The organism is Mycobacterium sp. E1386 (assembly GCF_001672745.1).
Lineage (GTDB): Bacteria > Actinomycetota > Actinomycetes > Mycobacteriales > Mycobacteriaceae > Mycobacterium.
On record NZ_LZKH01000219.1, the window covers coordinates 1 to 15,669 of the forward strand.

Genomic DNA, 15,669 nt, shown 5'->3' on the forward strand with positions numbered 1-15,669 from the left:
CGGCGTGCGGGTGGGGCTGACCGTCTGCTACGACATCCGCTTCCCGGCCCTCTACACCGAGCTGGCCCGCCGCGGCGCCCAGCTGATCGCCGTCTGCGCGTCGTGGGGCGCGGGGCCCGGCAAGCTCGACCAGTGGACGCTGTTGGCACGGGCCCGCGCGCTCGATTCGATGAGCTACGTCGCCGCGGCCGGGCAGGCCGACCCGGGCGAGTCGCTGACCGGGTCGGGCGCGCCCACCGGGGTGGGCGGCAGCCTGGTGGTCTCCCCATTCGGGGAGGTCGTCGCGTCGGCCGGCTCCGCGCCGCAGTTGGTGCTGGCCGACATCGACGTCGACCGCGTCGCCAAGGCTCGCGAGAGCATCGCGGTGCTGCGCAACCACTCAGATTTTGCTCAGCTCGATAAGGCAGAATCGGTCGGGTGACGAACCCACAAGGACCACCGAACCAGGACCCGTCGACGTGGGGCCGTCCCGGCAACCAAGGCCCCTTCGGCCAGCCCCCCACCGAGCGGCCGACCGAGCGGATCAACACCGGCGGCCCGGCCCCCGCGCCGCCGCCTCCCGCCGCAGGTCCGCCGCCGGGTCAGACCGAACGGATCGGCACGCCCCCACCGAACATGCAGCGGCCCGACTACCCGCCGCCACCCCCGCCGATTCCGCCCGCGGGGGCGACCGAGAAGCTGCCCACGCCCGGCGAGGAACCGGCCGGAGGGAAGAAGAAGCGTCGCTTCCTGCGCGACCCGCTGTCCGTGGTGCTGGTCTGCATCATCGTGGTTTGCCTGGTGATCGCCGCGCTGGTCGGGGGCGAGCTGTACGTCCGTCACGTCGCCAACAGCAAGGTCGCCGAGGCGGTGGCGTGTGAGGTCAAGGACCAGGCCACCGCGTCGTTCGGGGTGGCGCCGCTGATGCTGTGGCAGCAGCTCACCAAGCACTACACCAACATCTCGGTGTCGACCGCGGGCAACCAGGTGCGTGATGCCAAGGGCATGAAGATCGACATCAACATCCGCGACGTCCAGCTCAGGGACACGCAGGACTCCAAGGGCACCATCGGGTCGCTTGACGCGACCGTCACCTGGACGTCCGACGGCATCAAGGAATCGGTTCAGAACGCGATCCCGGTGCTGGGCCCGTTCGTCACCAACACGGTGACCACGCACCCCAACGACGGCACCATCGAGCTGAAGGGCATGTTGGACAACCTGACCACCAAGCCGGTGGTGTCGGGCAACGGCCTGCAGCTGCAGATCGTCAGCTTCAACGCGCTCGGCTTCACGATGCCCAAGGAGTCGGTGCAGTCGACCCTGGACGACTTCACCGCGCAGTTCACCAAGAACTACCCGCTGGGCATCCACGCGGACAGCGTGCAGGTCACCAATGATGGTGTGACCAGCCACTTCTCGACGCGGAACGCGAGCATCCCCACCGGCAACAACAACGACCCCTGCTTCGCCAACCTCTGACGACGGCTCAGTCGAGCCCGTCGAGCACCGCCCGCGTGCCGGACAGGCCGAGCCGGGTGGCACCGGCGTCCAGCATCGCCAGCGCGTCGGCGGCGCTGCGGATGCCCCCGCTGGCCTTGACGCCCAACCTGCCGTCGACGGTCTGACTCAAAAGGGTGACGGCACGCACCGACGCGCCGCCCGCGGGATGGAACCCGGTCGAGGTCTTGACGAAGTTAGCGCCGGCGTCCTCGGCCGCGCGACACACCCGCACCAGCGTGCGCTCGTCCGGCCCCGACAACAGCACCGCGGACTCCACGATCACCTTGAGCACCGAGGCGGCGTCGACGGTGTTCATGGCGGCGCGCACGGCCGCGATATCGGCCCGCACCGCCTCGATGTCTCCGGCCAGCGCGGCGCCGATGTCGATGACCATGTCGACCTCGGTGGCGCCGGATGCCACGGCCTGTTCGGCCTCGTGCGCCTTGACCGCCGGAATGTGCTTGCCCGACGGAAAACCCGCCACGCTCGCCACGGCGACACCGCCTTCGGCCCGCACCGCGGCCGGAACCATCGACGGCGAGACGCACACGGCGTAGACGCGCAATTCGGCGGCCTCCGCGACCAGGGCGACCACGTCCGCCTCGGTGGCCTCGGGTTTGAGCAGGGTGTGGTCGACCATGGCCGCCAGCTGCGCCCGGGTGGGTTTGCTCGCCACTAGAACCTTTCCTCGGGTCCGCCCGGATTGCAGCCGGAGGCGACCATCTCGGTGTCGTCGACGACCGGGCGCCACGGTTCCAGGTTCCAGCTGGTCTTGCCGGGCTCGGCCAGCTCGGCGAACTGCCAATGACAGACGAACTGCGCACGCATCCCGGCAGTGTCGGCGTCCGGGGACAGCGCCAGCACTTCGGCCCACGCCTCGTCGGCGAGGGCCGCGTTCCCGGACTGCCTGGCGGCCAGCCGGCCCGATGGTGTCGGGAAGACCCGAAGGCTGCTCAGGCCGTGCCACTGCGCCCACTCGGTGTGGTCGATGAACGGCGGGGACATCGTGGCCGGGTCCGCCGCTGCGGCGCCCGCTGAGCCCCACAGCGCGACAAGCACCGCGGCGGGTGCCGTCAGCCGTGCCTTCATCCGCTAGCGCGACTTACCTTGTATTTCAAGAAGTTTCGGCCGTACGTCGACCAGATACACGCCCGCCGCGCACGCGGCGATCGCCATCCCGAGTACCCCGAAGACAAAACTCAGGATGGATGTCAGGGCGACAGCCAGACCGAGGATCACCAGCCACACCGGCTTGGTCAGCTTGTCGGCGGCGGTGTAGGCGTCGGGCCGCTGCAGTGCTGCATGCACGAACGCGTATACCGCCGTGACCAAGACGGCGATCTGCAAGACCAACATGACGGTACCCACGAGGTGGCTCACGCCTTAAGCGTATGCGGGCGCCGTCCCAAACGTCGACTCAGAGTTGCCCGAAGGACAACTCCGAGTCGAGCGTCTTGACTTACTTCTGGGTGACCTTCTTGGCGGACGCCTTCTTGGCGGGCGCCTTCTTGGCCGGGGCCTTCTTGGCGGGCGCCTTCTTGGCGACAGCCTTCTGAGCCTTCTTGGCCGTCTCGTCGGACTTCTTGGGCAGCTCGATGCCGACCAGCTTGGCCGCGCGCTCGCCGACCGCGCGGGTCTGCGACGCCACGGTGCCCAGCGCCTCCTGGGTCAGCTCGACGGCCTGGTCCACGTAGCCCTCGGCGCGCGCGGAGGCGTCGTCCAGGCCCGTCTGGCTGCGCAGCCGCTGCAGGGCGGCCTCGCCCCGCTCGACCAGCTCGTTGTAGCGGTTGGTCGCCGCGTCCAGGTAGCCCTCGGCGGCCTTGCGCAGTTCCTCGCTGGTGAACCGCTCGCGCAGCTCGTCCAGCTGCTCGGGCAGGTCCTCCTGCAGCCGGGTCAGCCGTGCGCGGCTCTCCTCCACCCGGGTGCGGGTGTCGGCGCGGGTCTCTTCAGCGCGCTCACGCAGGCTGGCGATCAAGTCATTGACAGTGGCCAGGGCCAGGTCGGCCGCGCCAAGGGCCGCGAGCAGGGGTGCCCGCAAATCTTCGATGTTCGAATTGTCCGCCATGGTTATTCCTTTCATGGTTTTCCGTTATTGGCGTTCTTGGGTGTGGGTTATGGAAGCTAAGGCGGGCGTCTCCTTCTCCGCTGGCGGCCGCCGGATTTCCGCTCTGGGTAACCCGTGCGGTCGGGGTTGATACATCACCAACCGCTAGCGTGACGTGGAAGTCCGGACGGCCGGTAGGGCCGTTGATCACTCGTCGCCGTTGGGTTCGGTGGAACACTCCTCGTCGCTTGATTCAGTTGATTCGTTTTGTTGGGTGAACGATGCGTAGACGTCGAGCAGAACCTGCTTCTGGCGCTCGGTAATCGCGGTGTCGGTGATGATGGCGTCGCGCACCTGACTTTTGTCGCTGGGCTCGAGGATCCCGGCCCGCACGTAGAGAACCTCGGCGGAAACCCGCAGCGCCTTCGCTATTTGATTGAGCACGTCGGCGGACGGCTTGCGCAATCCACGCTCCACCTGGCTCAGATACGGATTGCTGACCCCGGATTTTTCGGCGAGTTGGCGCACCGAGACCTGCGCGAGTTCGCGCTGGCTGCGAATGAAGCTACCGATGTCCGAGGCCATGTCGGAGGCGGCGTTGGACACCTTGGCGGAGAGCTTCTCCTCGGGTGTCATGGCGTGCTCCTGGTCGGCTGATCGATGTTGACGGCCACCAGATTACTACAAGTGCTTGCTTTTGCAAGCACTTGTTAGCACTACTAGAAAAGTAGTTGGGCGACGGCGTAGATCACCAGACCGGCCAGGGAACCGACCACGGTTCCGTTGATCCGGATGAACTGCAGATCACGGCCCACGTGCAGCTCGATGCGCCGGCTGGCCTCCTCGGCGTCCCAGCGCTCGATGGTGTCGGTGATGATGGCGGTGATCTCCACGCCGTACTGCGAAACCAGGTGCTGGGCCGCCCGCACGATCCAGTTGTCCACCTTGTCGCGCAGGTCGGCGTCGTCGCGCAGCGATTCCCCGATGCGTACGACGGTGTCGGTGATGCGGGTGCGCAGCGTGCTGGAGGGGTCGTCCACGCCTTCGAGCACCAGGCGTTTCAGCGTCTTCCAGGCCGTGGCGGCGGCGTTGGCGATCTCGTCGCGCGCCATCAGCTGCTCCTTGATCGCATCGGCGCGCGCGATGGTGTCCGCGTCGTTTTGCAGGTCGTCGGCGAACTCGAACAGAAAGCGCGTCGCCGACCGGCGCAGCTCGTGGTCGGGATTGCGGCGCACCTTGTCGGTGAAGTCCATCAGCTCGCGGTGGATGCGGTCGCCGACCAGATGGTCGATGAAGCGTGGCGACCACGTCGGCGAATCCCGCTCGACCACCCGCTGGATCACCTCGCCGGCGTTCAGCGACCACTGGAAGGCCCGGTCGGCCAGCAACTGGATCAGCGCCTCCTGCCGGTTCTCGGCGAGCAGCGTCGCCAGCACCCGCCCCACCGGCGGCCCCCACTGCGGTTCGGCGATGCGGCGCACGATCATCCGGTCGATCACCTGCTGGACGTCGTCGTCGCGCAGCAGCTCCACCAGCACCCGCAGCACCGTGGCCGTCTCGCTGGCGACACGTTGGGCGTGGGCGGCCTCCGACAGCCACTTGCCGAGCCGTCCGGGCACCTCGGCGTCCCGCAGCTTGGTCTCCACCACCGGCGGAGACAGGAAGTTCTCCCGCACGAAGGTTCCCAGCCCCTCGCCGAGTTGATCCTTTTTGCGCTTGATGATCGCGGTGTGCGGGATGGGGATGCCCAGCGGATGCCTGAACAGCGCCGTCACCGCGAACCAGTCGGCCAGCGCGCCCACCATTCCGGCCTCCGCGGCGGCACCGACATAGCCGACCCAGGCACCCAGGTGGGCGTGGGCCTGGGCCCACCGGCAGGCGAGGAACAAGCCGGTGGCGCCGATCAGGAAGCCCAGCGCCACCGCCTTCATCCGGCGCAGCGCCACCCGGCGCTCCGCATCGGCCTGCGGATCGGCACCGGCGAATGATTCGGCCAACGATGCGTGCGGCCGCGCGATTCCGGTCAATGGGGTCATCGAGTCCGGCCCCGCCGCTCGCGGGCCCGGCGCTGCGCCTCGAGGCGAGGCTCTGTGTACCACCACTCCATCATTCATTGTCCCGGCCGATTGGTGTGACTGCACTGTTCGGGAGGCCCGTAGCGGGGCGCGGCCGAAGTCCGGAACAGGCCCGCACACCGTAGTATCGAGGGCGTCTAGTGAATGGGAAATAGGCGATAGTGGCGGAGCAAATGTTGGCTGCGACGGCCAAGACGGATGGCCGCAAGCGGCGCTGGCATCAGCACAAGGTGGAGCGCCGCAACGAGTTGGTAGACGGGACGATCGACGCGATCCGGCGGCGCGGCGGCACGTTGAGCATGGACGAGATCGCCGCGGAGATCGGCGTCTCCAAGACGGTGTTGTACCGCTACTTCGTCGACAAGAACGATCTGACGACCGCCGTCATGATGCGGTTCACCCAAACCACGCTGATTCCAAATATGGCGTCGGCGCTGACATCCAATCTCGACGGCTTCGACCTGACCCGGGAGGTCATCCGGGTGTACGTCGAAACCGTCGCGAACGAACCCGAGCCGTACCGCTTCGTGATGTCCAACAGCTCGGCCAGCAAGAGCAAGGTGATCGCCGACTCCGAGCGGATCATCGCCCGCATGCTGGCGGTGCTGATGCGCCGCCGGATGCAACAGGCGGGGATGGACACCGGTGGCGCGGAGCCATGGGCCTACCTGATCGTCGGTGGCGTTCAGCTGGCCACCCACTCCTGGATGTCGGATCCGCGGATGAGCCGCGACGAGTTGATCGACTACCTGACGATGCTGAGCTGGAATGCGCTGAAGGGCATCGTCGAGGTGGGCGGCTCGCTGGACAAGTTCCGCGAAGAGCCCCACCCCTCGCCGATTGTGCCGCCCCGCGGGGCTGAGGATCGGGCCCCGCTCTAGGCGCCTTCCGAAGCGCGCGGCGGACCGTCTTTTGTCAATTCCACTCGCCTCGTGTGACGCTTATGACGCGCTCGGCCAGACGACTCGCACAGCCGTAGCGACTAGCATGCAGGGATGCATGGGGGGTGACGCGAGGGTACGTCGGGCTGGTCAGCCACCCCTGGCTCCGCATAACGAAAGGCTCTACTCGACATGTCAGTGCAGCTCACGCCGCATTTTGGAAACGTGCAAGCCCACTACGACCTGTCCGATGACTTCTTCCGGCTGTTCCTGGACCCCACCCAGACATACAGCTGCGCCTACTTCGAGCGCGACGACATGACCCTGGAAGAGGCGCAGCTCGCCAAGATCGACCTGGCGCTGGGCAAGCTGAACCTCGAGCCGGGGATGACGTTGCTGGACATCGGCTGCGGCTGGGGCGCCACCATGCGGCGGGCGATCGAGAAGTACGACGTCAACGTCGTGGGCCTGACGTTGTCGGAGAACCAGGCCAAGCACGTGCAGGCGATGTTCGACGAGCTCGACACCCCGCGCAGCCGGCGGGTGCTGCTGGAGGGGTGGGAGAAGTTCCACGAGCCCGTCGACCGCATCGTCTCCATCGGCGCCTTCGAGCACTTCGGCCGGCAGCGCTACGGCCGCTTCTTCAAGATGGCCTATCAGGCGCTGCCGTCCGACGGAGCGATGTTGCTGCACACCATCGTTCGCCCGTCCTTCAAGGATGCCCGGGCACGGGGCATGACACTGACCCACGAGATCGTTCACTTCTCACAGTTCATCCTGACCGAGATCTTCCCGGGGGGCTGGCTGCCGACCCCGCAGACCGTCGGAGAGTACGCGGTCACCGCCGGCTTCGAACTGACCCGGGTCCACTCGCTGCAGCTGCACTACGCGAGGACCCTGGAGACCTGGGCGGCCGCGCTGGCGGCCAATCGCGAGGAGGCCATCGCCATCCAGTCCCGAGAGGTCTACGACCGGTACATGAAGTACCTGACCGGCTGCGCGAAGCTGTTCCGCCAGGGCTACACCGACGTCGACCAGTTCACCCTGGAGAAGAAGAAGTAGCCGGGCTTAGCCGTCAGTACGTGTAGAAGCCGCGGCCGGTCTTCTTGCCGAGCCGGCCCGCCTCAACCATGCGCAGCAACAGCGGCGGCGGGCCGTACTGCGGTTCCTTGAATTCCTCGAACATCTTGTCCGCGATCAATTTCAGGGTGTCCAGCCCCACCAAGTCGGACAGCCGCAGCGGGCCCATCGGGTGCGACAGCCCGGCGACGACGGCTTTGTCGACGTCCTCGATGGTGGCAAAACCGGACTCCACCATCCGAATTGCCGACAACAGGTAGGGAACCAGCAGCGCGTTCACGACAAAGCCGGACCGGTCGGAGCAGCGCACCACCTGCTTGCCGAGGACCGCGCTCGCGAACTCCTCGGTGCGCGCGGCGGCGGCTTCGTCGGTGACCAGCGTGCTGACCAGCTCGACCAGCGGCAGCACCGGCACGGGGTTGAAGAAGTGCAGGCCCAGCACCCGCTGCGGGTTCTTGGTGGCCGCGGCGATCTTCATGATCGGGATGCTGGACGTGTTGGATGCCAGCACCGCGTCGGGATCGCTGATGGCGCGGTCGAGTTCGGCGAAGATGTCCGCCTTGACGGCCTCGTCCTCGACGATCGCTTCGATGACCAGCTGGCGGTCGGCGAGGTCCTTCAGATCGGTGGTGAAGGTGAGCTTGCTCAGCGCGCGGTCGCGCTCCCGCTCGGTGACCTTGCCCGCGCTCACGCCGCGCTCCAGCGACTTGACGACGCGGTTGCGTCCGGCCGTGATCAGGGCCTCGGTGGTCTCGAACACCGTCACGTCGACACCGGCGCGGACCGACACTTCGGCGATGCCGGATCCCATCTGGCCGGCCCCGACAACCCCTACCCGTTGAATCGCTGCGTCGCTCACTGTCATCTCTTTCGGTGTCGTATCGTCTTGCACCGCAATAGGCCCCGCCCAGGATCGCTGGGCGGGGCCAATGCTACTTCACGGTGAACAGGGGCAGATTCGCACAATCTGGATCGCAGCCGTGCGAATCCGCTCTGCTCCCCAGGGGATCAGTGACTCAGGCCTTCGGTTCACTTCGTCCTCGCGGGCAAGCCCGCTCGTCCTCAGTGAAACTGACCCTCTTCGGTGGAGCCGGTCAGCGCGGTGGTCGACGAGGTGGGGTCAACCGTGGTGGCGATGCGGTCGAAGTAACCGGCACCGACCTCGCGCTGGTGCTTGGTCGCGGTGTAACCGCGTTCCTCGGCGGCGAACTCGCGCTCCTGCAGCTCCACGTACGCGGTCATCTGGTTGCGGGCGTAGCCGTAGGCCAGATCGAACATCGAGTAGTTCAGCGCGTGGAAGCCGGCCAGCGTGATGAACTGGAACTTGAATCCCATTGCGGCAAGCTCCTTTTGGAACTTCGCGATGGTGGAGTCGTCCAGGTGCTTCTTCCAGTTGAACGACGGCGAGCAGTTGTAGGCCAGCATCTGGTCGGGGAACTCGGACTTGACGCCCTCGGCGAACTTGGCGGCCAGGTCGAGGTCCGGCGTGCCGGTCTCCATCCAGATCAGGTCGGAGTACGGCGCGTAGGCCTTGGCCCGGGCGATGCAGGGCTCCAGGCCGTTCTTCACCCGGTAGAAGCCCTCCTTGGTCCGCTCACCGGTGATGAACGGCTGGTCACGCTCGTCGACGTCCGACGTGATCAGGGTCGCCGCCTCGGCATCGGTCCGGGCGATGACGACGGTCGGCACGTCGCAGACGTCGGCCGCCAGGCGCGCCGAGGTCAGCGTCCGGATGTGCTGCTGGGTCGGGATGAGCACCTTGCCGCCCAGGTGACCGCACTTCTTCTCCGAGGCGAGCTGGTCCTCCCAGTGCGAGCCCGCGACGCCCGCCGCGATCATCGCCTTCTGCAGCTCGTAGACGTTCAGCGCACCGCCGAAGCCGGCCTCGCCGTCGGCCACGATCGGGGCCAGCCAGTTCTCCACCGAGGTGTCGCCCTCGACCCGGGCGATCTCGTCGGCGCGAAGCAGCGCGTTGTTGATGCGGCGCACCACCTGCGGCACCGAGTTGGCCGGGTACAGGCTCTGGTCGGGGTAGGTGTGGCCGGACAGGTTGGCGTCACCGGCGACCTGCCAACCCGACAGGTAGATCGCCTTCAGGCCGGCGCGGACCTGCTGGACGGCCATGTTGCCGGTCAGAGCGCCGAGCGCGTTGATCCACTCCAGGTCGTGCAGCTGCTCCCACAACACCTCGGCGCCGCGGCGAGCCAGCGTGTGCTCCTCGACCACGGTGCCCTGCAGGGCGACGCGGTCCTCGGCGCTGTAGGTGCGGGTGACACCCTTCCAACGCGGGTTGGTGTCCCAGTCCTTCTGGATCTGTTCCGGGCTCTTGGGGGTGCCAACGACAGACATTGGGCATGCTCCTTAACGAATCTTCACTACTACTGGGTTGGTGAACGCTTCACCGGCGGTAGCTAGAGGCTCAACTTCGCTGGTGTGCTAACTCGAAGATGGCACAGCTATTGACGCAGGTCCAGCCGTTTCATTTGCCAATTTCGGCAACGACCGCGCCCGGATTAGCAAATTTTGCGAAGATGAACGGAAACTGAACCGTTTCAGAAACTACCGGCCGGTAACAAGAATCCGCAGGTCAGCCCGTAATTTACCGGGACGCTTGTCCGGTTAGCGGTTGAAGAGCGCGGCGACCGCTTTCGTCTCGTCGCCGACCGCGTATGTGAGCGTTGTAACAGGCCGATCGACGAGCCCGGGACCGAATTGGTCGGTCGATCCGGCCGGATGGATGTGCGAGATGATCTCCAGCTTGTCGCCCAGCGCCACCGGCGCCTCGTGCTCGATCGTGACGCGCAGGGGCCGCGCCATCAAAGCCAGGTGCGACGCCAGGTAGTCCTCGATCACGCTCCAGTACACCGAGTTGTTCATGTGGTCGAACAGGTCGATGTCGGTCACCCGGACGGGAAACTCGTGAATCTCGACCGCGTCGTCGCGGCTGCCCGGCTTGAGGTAGCCCTTCCACCGCAGCCGGTCGACCGACGTGGTTTTGTGCAGCCCGGCGAGGAAGTCGTCGGAGATGCGCGACGGCATCTGGGTCTCCCGGTTGATGTTGATCCAGAAGGCCTCGGACTCGATCAGGCCGCCCTTGCGACTGTCGACGCGAACCCGCATCTCACACCACCGGTTCGACGTGCCCGAACACCACCGGCGGCAGCGCAGCATGTCCTGAAACTCGATCGGACGGATCAGGTCGAGCATCGTGCGGCGGACGATCCACAGCGGGTGGGTCTCCTCGAAACCCATCTCGCGCAGCTGATCCTGGCCGATGTCCTGGATGTGCCGGCACGCCGCGTCCAGCCGCAGGCGGCCCGTGCGGTCGATGTCGGCCACCCGCAGCGGCCATTCACGGTCGAACACATCGGGGTGGCCGTCGGGAACCGGCATCAGTTCTTTGTCCAGGCTCACGGCTTCGCTCCCCGTTTCCTCCTTGTGGGCACTCACGTTGAGGCCTCCGTTGCGAATCATGCCAACGCCCTGTGTCAAAAACCAATCCCGACGCGTCCGCGCCCGCGTGCAAACCCTGCCAACTTCGGCTTAGCAACCCGCTATCCTGGGCAAAGTGTCCAAGACCTTCGTGGGCTCCCGGGTCCGCCAGCTGCGCCACGAGCGCGGCTTCTCCCAGGCCGCCCTGGCCCAGATGCTGGAGATCTCCCCGAGCTACCTGAACCAGATCGAGCACGACGTGCGCCCCCTGACGGTGGCGGTGCTGCTGCGGATCACCGAGGTGTTCGGCGTGGATGCGACGTTCTTCGCCTCCCAGGACGACACCCGGCTGGTCGCCGAGCTGCGCGAGGTCACCATGGACCGCGACCTGGACATCGACGTCGACCCGACCGAGGTGGCCGAGATGGTCAGCGCCCACCCGACCCTGGCCCGCGCGGTGGTCAACCTGCACCGGCGCTACCGGATCACCACCGCGCAGCTGGCCGCCGCGACCGAGGAGCGGTACTCCGACGGCAGCGGCAGCGGCTCGATCACCATGCCGCACGAGGAAGTGCGCGACTACTTCTACCAACGCCAGAACTATCTGCACGAGCTGGACACCGCCGCCGAAGATCTCACGATCCAGATGCGGATGCACCACGGCGACCTCGCCCGCGAGCTGAACCGCCGGCTGACCGAGGTGCACGGCGTGCACATCAACAGGCGGATCGATCTCGGTGACACCGTGTTGCACCGGTACGACCCCACGACCAAGACGCTGGAGATCAGCAACCACCTCTCGCTCGGCCAGCAGGTGTTCAAGATGGCCGCCGAATTGGCCTACCTCGAGTACGGCGACCTCATCGACACCCTGGTAGAGGAGGGCAAGTTCACCAGCGACGAGTCGCACACGCTGGCCCGGCTGGGGCTGGCCAACTACTTCGCCGCGGCCGCGGTGCTGCCCTACCGCCAGTTCCACGACGTCTCGGAGAATTTCCGCTACGACGTCGAGCGGTTGTCCTCCTTCTACTCGGTGAGCTACGAGACGATCGCGCACCGGCTTTCGACGTTGCAGCGGCCGTCGATGCGCGGCGTTCCGTTCTCGTTCGTCCGCGTCGATCGCGCGGGCAACATGTCAAAACGACAGTCCGCCACCGGGTTTCACTTCTCCTCCAGCGGCGGCACCTGCCCGCTGTGGAACGTGTACGAAACGTTCGCCAATCCGGGCAAGATCCTGGTCCAGATCGCCCAGATGCCCGATGGCCGCAACTACATGTGGGTGGCCCGGACCGTGGAGCGTCGGGCCGCCCGGTATGGTCAGCCGGGTAAAACCTTCGCGATCGGGCTGGGCTGCGAGCTGCGCCACGCGCACCGGCTCGTCTACTCCGAAGGACTCGACGTCTCGGGGGATTCAGGAACAGTGGCCACACCGATCGGCGCGGGATGCCGGGTCTGCGAACGCGACAACTGCCCGCAGCGGGCGTTCCCGGCCCTGGGGCGCGCCCTGGATCTCGACGAGCACCGCAGCACGGTCTCCCCGTACCTGGTGAAGCAACCGTGACCGGCGCTCAGCATGGCCGCATCCCGTCGGGGCGCTTCCGCGAACTGGGCCCGGTCAACTGGGTGCTCGCGAAGCTGGCCGCGCGGACGGTGCGGGCGCCCGAGATGCATCTGTTCACCACGCTGGGCCAGCACCGCCTGCTGTTCTTGGCGTGGAGCATCTACAGCGGCCGCGTGCTGCGGGGCCGGCTGCCTGCGATCGACACCGAACTGGTGATCCTGCGGGTCGCGCATGTGCGCGGCTGCGAATACGAACTGCAGCACCACCGCCGGATGGCCGCCAAGCAGGGGCTCGACGCCGACCTGCAGGCCGCCATCTTCGCGTGGCCCGAACGGCTGGACCGCGTCGAGGCGCGCCTGACCGTGCGGCAGCAGGCGCTGCTGACGGCCACCGACGAGTTCGTCAAAGACCGGACCATCACCGACGCCACCTGGCAGCAGCTCGCGGAGCACCTGGACCGCCGTCAGCTGATCGAATTCTGCTTGCTGGCAAGCCAATACGACGGCCTGGCCGCGACGATGGCGGCCCTGGACATCCCGCTGGACAACCCGCGCTAGAGCCCGTCAGAGGTAGACACTGGCCAGCACGGCCAGCGTCAGCGCCAGCGGCGGCACGGACAGCCCGAAGCCGAACCCCGACCACGCGTATTTCCTGCGCCGGCGCAGCAACGACGCCCACATCGTGGCGCAGACCGCGAGCGCGAGCGACAGCAGCAACACCGTCGGGGCCCACTGCCCCACCGCCGCGTTGTCGTCGGCGATCGAAAAGGCCAGCAACCACAGCAGATAACCCGCGGCGAGACCGCCGACGGCCCCCAGAACGACGTCGCTGCGCATGCGGCTCAGAAGTTGATCATGTGGCCGGTCAAGCCGTGGAAGCACTCCTGCAGCGCCTCCGACATGGTCGGATGGGTGTGCACGTTGCGCGCCAGCTCGTTGGCGGTCAGGTCCCACTTCTGCGCCAGCGTCAGCTCGGGCAGCAGCTCGGACACGTCGTGGCCGATCAGGTGCCCGCCCAGCAACTCGAGATGCTTCGCGTCGGCGACCAACTTGACGAACCCGCTGGGGTCACCCAGGCCGTGCGCCTTGCCGTTGGCGGTGAACGGGAACTTCGCCACCACGACGTCGTGGCCTTCGTCGCGGGCCTGCTGCTCGGTCAGCCCGAAGCTGGCCACCTGCGGCTGGCAGAACGTCGCCCGCGGCAACATCCGGTAGTCGCCCAGCGCCAAAGTCTCTGCGCCGGCAATGGTTTCGGCCGCCACCACACCCATGGCCTCGGCGACGTGCGCCAGCATCAGCTTCCCGGTGACGTCACCGATGGCGTAGATGTGCGGCACGCTGGTGATCATGTATTCGTTGATGCCGATGGCCTTGCGGTCGGTCAGCGCTACGCCGGCCTTCTCCAGGCCATAACCCTCGACGTTGGGCGCAAAGCCGATGGCCTGCAACACTTTTGCGGCCTTGAGTTCCTGCGTGTTGCCGTCCTTGCTGACCACCACGGTCACCTCGGAGCCGTTGTCCGAGATGGACTCGACCTTGGTCCCGGTGAGGATCTTGATGCCCAGCTTCTTGAACTGCTTCTCGATCTCCTTGGACACATCGGCGTCCTCGTTGGGCAGCGCGCGCGGCAGGAACTCCACGATGGTCACGTCGACGCCGTAGTTCTTCATGACGTAGCCGAACTCCATGCCGATCGCGCCGGCGCCGGCGATGACGATCGACTCGGGCAGCTCGCGGGAGAGGATCTGTTCCTCGTAGGTGACCACGTTGGCCGACAGCGACGTCCCCGGCACCAGCCGGGTGCTGCTGCCGGTGGCGATGATGGCGTTGTCGAACGTGACGGTCTCGGTCCCGCCGTCGTTGAGGTCCACCGACAACGTGGTGGCGTCGGTGAATCTGCCGTACCCGTTGATCTCGGTGATCTTGTTCTTCTTCATCAGGAAGTGCACACCCGCGACCCGGCCCTCGGCCACCTTGCGGCTGCGGTCGAAGGCGGCGCCGTAATCGAAGGTCGCCTCACCGTTCATCCCGAAAGCCTTGGCTTCCTTGGTGAAGATGTGGACCAGCTCGGCGTTGCGGAGCAGCGCCTTGGACGGGATGCAGCCGACGTTGAGGCAGACACCGCCCCAGTACTTCGGCTCGACGACTGCGGTGTTCAGGCCGAGCTGTGCGGCGCGAATGGCTGCGACATATCCGCCGGGACCGGCCCCGAGGACGACGACGTCAAAATGGGTCACGGCCACTACCCTAGTGGCCGCCCGGGTGAGGCGTTAATACGGAATGAGGCCGAGGAGGCAGTGGCCCACCCGCGCGCAGTGGTAATAGCCGTGCAGGGGCGCCGCGGCGGTCAGCGAGGCGAACGGCCCCGACATCACCGCCAGCGACAGCGCCGAGACCAGCGGCCTGCCCTCGACCATCGCGAGCAGCACGCCACCGACGGCGCACGCCACCACGTACACCAGGATGGTGAACAGCGCCGCGGTTTGGTCGGTCGAGTGATACCACCAATAGAACAGGCCGAACCCGACGACCGCCGCCAGGCACCACACGCCGAGGATCACCAGCAGCAGCTTCCACCACTTCAGGTAGAGGTAGCGCCCGGGAACGGTGACGGGTTGCACCGGCGCGACAGCGGATTCGGCGACGGCGCCCTGTTCGGTCGCGGCCGGCTCATGCGTCTGCGGCCCGTCCTTGGCGGCGGCCTGCTCGCCGGTGTCGTCGGTGTCGTCGGAGAAATCCGGCTTCCACGACTGGGTCCCGGTGTCCTCGTCGGAATCGGAGAAGTCGGGCACCCATGACTGGGTGCCCGGGCTCGACGGGGTGTCGTCGTCAGCCATGGTTGGTCACCTGCAGGGCGACGAGCACACCGAACCATCCGGGCGCCACCGCCATGACGAAGGCGCCCAGCATCGTCACCCACCGGCGTCCGGAGAAGAGGACCGTCAGCAGCCCCGCAGCGCTGGGAATCCCGACCACGAACGCGAGGGCGAAGGCCGGGCGGATGCTCCCATGGACGGTGCCGGCGAATCCCACCCCCGCCAGCAGCCCGACCGCGGCGCCGATCAGCATGGCGCCGGCCAACAACCGCGGACGCGGGAGGGGGATCACGATTTCG

At 66.8% G+C, this 15,669-nt stretch carries 19 protein-coding genes; 6 read left to right on the forward strand and 13 right to left on the reverse strand.

Going from position 1 to position 15,669, the window contains the following annotated elements:
* Positions 1 to 421: nitrilase-related carbon-nitrogen hydrolase (locus A5709_RS22725; RefSeq protein WP_304442546.1), on the forward strand; the 421-nt coding region annotated here is incomplete at its 5' end.
* The gene (locus A5709_RS22730; RefSeq protein WP_067949119.1) at positions 418 to 1,461 is read left to right on the forward strand and encodes a DUF2993 domain-containing protein; all 1,044 of its coding nucleotides are present in this window, start codon (positions 418 to 420) and stop codon (positions 1,459 to 1,461) included. The genes A5709_RS22725 and A5709_RS22730, both read left to right, overlap by 4 nt.
* A gap of 7 nt (positions 1,462 to 1,468) precedes the next feature.
* On the opposite strand, the gene deoC is transcribed toward A5709_RS22730, so the two are convergent.
* The 6 genes from deoC to A5709_RS22760 all read right to left on the reverse strand — a co-directional run bounded on the left by deoC (position 1,469) and on the right by A5709_RS22760 (position 5,628).
* Entirely contained in the window at positions 1,469 to 2,158 is a 690-nt protein-coding gene (gene deoC / locus A5709_RS22735; protein WP_082974342.1) for a deoxyribose-phosphate aldolase, read from the reverse strand.
* A complete protein-coding gene (locus A5709_RS22740) occupies positions 2,158 to 2,571 on the reverse strand; it encodes a DUF2599 domain-containing protein (protein ID WP_067949121.1) in 414 nt (137 codons plus the stop codon). Before A5709_RS22740 ends, deoC begins: the two co-directional genes overlap by 1 nt.
* A gap of 3 nt (positions 2,572 to 2,574) precedes the next feature.
* Positions 2,575 to 2,862 (reverse strand): DUF2516 family protein, encoded by a 288-nt coding sequence (locus A5709_RS22745; protein ID WP_040621261.1) that lies wholly within the window; start codon positions 2,860 to 2,862, stop codon positions 2,575 to 2,577.
* A gap of 79 nt (positions 2,863 to 2,941) precedes the next feature.
* Entirely contained in the window at positions 2,942 to 3,547 is a 606-nt protein-coding gene (gene hbhA / locus A5709_RS22750) for a heparin-binding hemagglutinin HbhA (RefSeq protein WP_066952171.1), read from the reverse strand.
* Between the two features lie 186 nt (positions 3,548 to 3,733).
* On the reverse strand, positions 3,734 to 4,162 hold the full coding sequence (locus A5709_RS22755; protein ID WP_067949123.1) for a helix-turn-helix domain-containing protein: 429 nt from the start codon (positions 4,160 to 4,162) through the stop codon (positions 3,734 to 3,736).
* An 83-nt stretch (positions 4,163 to 4,245) separates the two neighbouring features.
* Positions 4,246 to 5,628 carry a DUF445 domain-containing protein gene (locus A5709_RS22760; RefSeq protein WP_156673380.1) on the reverse strand — a complete coding sequence of 461 codons (1,383 nt, stop codon included), beginning with the start codon at positions 5,626 to 5,628 and terminating at the stop codon, positions 4,246 to 4,248.
* Between the two features lie 146 nt (positions 5,629 to 5,774).
* On the opposite strand from A5709_RS22760, the gene A5709_RS22765 reads away from it, so the two are divergent.
* Together A5709_RS22765 and pcaA are read left to right on the forward strand one after the other, a co-directional pair.
* Complete coding sequence (locus A5709_RS22765) at positions 5,775 to 6,482, forward strand: TetR/AcrR family transcriptional regulator (RefSeq protein ID WP_369806132.1); 708 nt, start codon at positions 5,775 to 5,777, stop codon at positions 6,480 to 6,482.
* Between the two features lie 192 nt (positions 6,483 to 6,674).
* Positions 6,675 to 7,544 carry a cyclopropane mycolic acid synthase PcaA gene (pcaA, locus tag A5709_RS22770; protein ID WP_067949128.1) on the forward strand — a complete coding sequence of 290 codons (870 nt, stop codon included), beginning with the start codon at positions 6,675 to 6,677 and terminating at the stop codon, positions 7,542 to 7,544.
* A gap of 13 nt (positions 7,545 to 7,557) precedes the next feature.
* On the opposite strand, the gene A5709_RS22775 is transcribed toward pcaA, so the two are convergent.
* The 3 genes from A5709_RS22775 to A5709_RS22785 form a co-directional block, all read right to left on the reverse strand.
* Entirely contained in the window at positions 7,558 to 8,421 is an 864-nt protein-coding gene (locus tag A5709_RS22775; RefSeq protein ID WP_156768131.1) for a 3-hydroxybutyryl-CoA dehydrogenase, read from the reverse strand.
* Between the two features lie 203 nt (positions 8,422 to 8,624).
* Complete coding sequence (aceA, locus tag A5709_RS22780; protein ID WP_068122670.1) at positions 8,625 to 9,911, reverse strand: isocitrate lyase; 1,287 nt, start codon at positions 9,909 to 9,911, stop codon at positions 8,625 to 8,627.
* Positions 9,912 to 10,181: 270 nt separating this feature from the next.
* Positions 10,182 to 10,976 (reverse strand): acyl-[acyl-carrier-protein] thioesterase, encoded by a 795-nt coding sequence (locus A5709_RS22785; protein ID WP_068011814.1) that lies wholly within the window; start codon positions 10,974 to 10,976, stop codon positions 10,182 to 10,184.
* 154 nt (positions 10,977 to 11,130) lie between these two features.
* Between A5709_RS22785 and ramB the strand changes: the two genes are divergently transcribed.
* Both ramB and A5709_RS22795 read left to right on the forward strand, forming a co-directional pair.
* The gene (ramB, locus tag A5709_RS22790; RefSeq protein WP_067949131.1) at positions 11,131 to 12,555 is read left to right on the forward strand and encodes an acetate metabolism transcriptional regulator RamB; all 1,425 of its coding nucleotides are present in this window, start codon (positions 11,131 to 11,133) and stop codon (positions 12,553 to 12,555) included.
* Positions 12,552 to 13,112, forward strand: a complete 561-nt coding sequence (locus A5709_RS22795) for a carboxymuconolactone decarboxylase family protein (protein ID WP_067949133.1) — start codon at positions 12,552 to 12,554, stop codon at positions 13,110 to 13,112. Before ramB ends, A5709_RS22795 begins: the two co-directional genes overlap by 4 nt.
* A gap of 6 nt (positions 13,113 to 13,118) precedes the next feature.
* On the opposite strand, the gene A5709_RS22800 is transcribed toward A5709_RS22795, so the two are convergent.
* From A5709_RS22800 to A5709_RS22815, 4 genes are read right to left on the reverse strand one after another with little or no spacing between them, the layout of a single operon-like run.
* Positions 13,119 to 13,391 (reverse strand): hypothetical protein, encoded by a 273-nt coding sequence (locus A5709_RS22800; RefSeq protein ID WP_068011768.1) that lies wholly within the window; start codon positions 13,389 to 13,391, stop codon positions 13,119 to 13,121.
* 5 nt (positions 13,392 to 13,396) lie between these two features.
* The gene (gene lpdA / locus A5709_RS22805) at positions 13,397 to 14,791 is read right to left on the reverse strand and encodes a dihydrolipoyl dehydrogenase (RefSeq protein WP_068122733.1); all 1,395 of its coding nucleotides are present in this window, start codon (positions 14,789 to 14,791) and stop codon (positions 13,397 to 13,399) included.
* A gap of 33 nt (positions 14,792 to 14,824) precedes the next feature.
* Positions 14,825 to 15,391 (reverse strand): hypothetical protein, encoded by a 567-nt coding sequence (locus tag A5709_RS22810; RefSeq protein ID WP_068122672.1) that lies wholly within the window; start codon positions 15,389 to 15,391, stop codon positions 14,825 to 14,827.
* Complete coding sequence (locus A5709_RS22815) at positions 15,384 to 15,662, reverse strand: putative holin (RefSeq protein ID WP_068122675.1); 279 nt, start codon at positions 15,660 to 15,662, stop codon at positions 15,384 to 15,386. The genes A5709_RS22810 and A5709_RS22815 overlap by 8 nt, the downstream gene beginning before the upstream one ends.
* Positions 15,663 to 15,669 lie beyond the last annotated feature (7 nt).